The organism is Endozoicomonas ascidiicola, from assembly GCF_001646945.1.
Taxonomy (GTDB): domain Bacteria; phylum Pseudomonadota; class Gammaproteobacteria; order Pseudomonadales; family Endozoicomonadaceae; genus Endozoicomonas; species Endozoicomonas ascidiicola.
The window spans coordinates 1-2,417 of the sequence record NZ_LUTV01000026.1 but is presented as its reverse complement, the minus strand read 5'-3'; the positions used below and the strand labels follow the sequence as shown (position 1 = coordinate 2,417).

The window sequence follows — 2,417 nt, the reverse complement described above, 5'->3', positions numbered from 1 at the left end:
CTGATTGACGGCTTTCCAATTGATGTCGCTGTAAGGACAAGAGCGCCCAGAAGCAAAGTCTTTAAAGGGGAGGCTGGCTACGGTTACTGTGCCTCAAAGAATAAGCATTTCTACGGATTTCAGGGACATCTACTGGTTGAAGCTCGCGGTATTCCCGTTGGATTTACGCTGACTGCCGCTAATATTGATGAGCGTGACGCTGCTTATGACATGATGGATATCATTGCCGGACTTTTGTTAGGTGACAAAGGGTATATACGACCAGAGTTCAAAGAAGACTGCCGGGGGTTAGGTATCGACCTACAGACACCACTAAGAAAAAACATGAAAGATGATAGACCAAAGTCGTTTGTGAAAGTAATCATGCGGGTACGACGGAGGATTGAAACAGTTATTGGCCAGCTGGCAGAACAATTTGAAATCGAAAGGTGCCGTTGTCGAGACAGGTGGCATATGACTTCGCGTATAGCCAGGAAGCTTTTGGCACACAATATGGGTTCATATCTGAATATCAGTGCAGGGAAAGCACCGATTCAGTTTGAAAGCCTGATTGCTGCTGCTTAAAAATCAGTGAAACTCCACTTTGGTACAGCTTTTAAAGTTTTAGTTGGACTTACTTCCATGCAAAGTTAAAAATCTGCAAGTCGAACATCGCGTATATGAGGTAATGAGATATTCATATCAATGAAAGTGGTATGGGTGGTTGAAATCATCGAGAAAACCCATAGGATAAGCCTACTATACAAAGGTAGAACGATAGATGAAAAAACTCGCTTCGCTGATGGCCATTCTCATGGCATTCAGCTTTGCTTTTACGCCCATTGACGCTGAAGCCAAGCGCTTTGGTGGCGGGAAAAGCATTGGTCGCTCATTTAAAACGGCACCAGCACCCAAAAAAGCACCGGCTCACCAGCAGAATCAGAGCAACAAGCAGCAGGCTGCACCGAATCAGAATTCCAGCCGTAAAGGCATGCTTGGTGGTGTGCTTGGCGGCCTTTTGGCGGGCGGCTTGATCGCTTCTCTGTTAGGTGGGGGTTTTGGTGGATTTGGTGGTATCCAGATGATGGATATTTTGATTATCGCTTTGTTGGCTTTCGTGCTGTTTAAGGTGTTCCGCAGTATGAACCGGGCAAAAGCCATGGCTGGGAATCATTCCAGCGCATCCTACGGTGAACAGCGTAGTCCCCATGATTCGCTTCAGGATATGTTCCGCAAGGAAACACCTGTTCAGCCCTCTCAGTCTGGTTTCGGTGATGCTCAGTTTGACAGTGCGCCAGCCGCGCAAACTGGCTTTGGCGCTTCTGATGTACCCATGAACGTACCGGCGGATTTCAATCTGAATGGGTTTCTTAATGGCGCCCGTGACCACTACCGTGGTCTTCAGGAAGCTTGGAATAAGAGCGACTTTACGACCATGGCTGAATATTTGTCACCTGAGTTGTTTGAACAGATGAAACCTGTTCGCAAACAGCTTCAGGGAGAGCAGCATACAGAAGTCATGTTTGTTGATGCTGAGATGGTGCGGGCTGATTATGACAGTCAGGTTGCCCAAATCAGCTTGCGCTTCACCGGTAAATATCGCGACATCGTAGAAGATGTGGAAGAAGATATTACCGATGTATGGCATCTGGAGCGTGATTTGACCCGTCAGGGTGCTCCGTGGTTGATTGTTGGTATAGAGTCGTAACATAAATGATCTTCAATAGCCTTCAGTATGAGCTGAAGGCTATTGAGTCCGGTGGATGGTTGTAAGTAGTTGACCCAATGAAACCATATTATCTGACTAAGTAGACAGTCACTCTGCAGCGTTGCAGCTGCGTTCACATAGCTACCACCCACAGGGCGTAAAGGCTATGCTCCCTATGCTACGCCTTGCATAGCAACTATCCATTCAGCCAGAAATATTCGATTTCATTTGCACAACTTAAGGTTTGAAAAGACTGCTGATTTCTAAGATTTCATTGTGTTTTACAGTAATGATTATTGCCTATTAGGTGTTATAAAATTGGAAATTAACTGACCAGGGTGGGAAACCATGACGCCAGTATAGATGGACAATAAATCCGCCCTGTTCTTTTTCTTTTCTGGATCTAGTTGATCCAGCTTGCGGTTAGTATCCAGTATTTGTTTTTCCAGAAAGCTTTTGCCGCGATTAAAAAGGATTAAATTTCTTGGAAGTTTGATACCGATGCCAATAGCCGTATTCATAATCGCATCAATTCTTTCCAGATCATTTTTTGATCCTTTCATAATCTCTGAATTTTTTTGAGTGAGCAGTCTCTGTGGCTAAGTTACCGTTAATGGTTGGAAGCACCAATGTTCAGCAATTTTGCTAACCAATCGGCCAGCAGTTAACTTATTTGCCGCTGTAAGTTCCCGTCTCCAGGCCAGATAATGGGGTAGGTAACGAGTAGCAA

3 protein-coding genes and 1 pseudogene are annotated in these 2,417 nt (G+C 45.2%); 2 read left to right on the top strand and 2 right to left on the bottom strand.

Annotated features, from left to right (window positions below; translation table 11 throughout):
- Positions 1–564, top strand: a 564-nt coding sequence (locus AKL11_RS24280) for an IS982 family transposase (protein WP_157673723.1), incomplete at its 5' end; no start/stop codon positions are given.
- A 196-nt stretch (positions 565–760) separates the two neighbouring features.
- On the top strand, positions 761–1,687 hold the full coding sequence (locus tag AKL11_RS24275; RefSeq protein ID WP_067522935.1) for a Tim44 domain-containing protein: 927 nt from the start codon (positions 761–763) through the stop codon (positions 1,685–1,687).
- A gap of 293 nt (positions 1,688–1,980) precedes the next feature.
- Here AKL11_RS24275 and AKL11_RS24270 read toward each other — a convergent pair whose 3' ends face one another.
- Positions 1,981–2,250, bottom strand: coding sequence for a hypothetical protein (locus tag AKL11_RS24270; protein WP_067522934.1), 270 nt, complete (start codon positions 2,248–2,250; stop codon positions 1,981–1,983).
- A 48-nt stretch (positions 2,251–2,298) separates the two neighbouring features.
- A pseudogene (locus AKL11_RS26835) lies at positions 2,299–2,417 on the bottom strand (IS1595-like element ISEnu2 family transposase); the annotation flags it as partial.

What these genes read in the sequence shown, in the direction of transcription:
- AKL11_RS24275 (WP_067522935.1), top strand. Translation starts at nt 761, where the DNA reads ATGAAAAAACTCGCTTCGCTGATGGCCATTCTCATGGCATTCAGCTTT.
- AKL11_RS24270 (WP_067522934.1), bottom strand. Translation starts at nt 2,250, where the DNA reads ATGAAAGGATCAAAAAATGATCTGGAAAGAATTGATGCGATTATGAAT.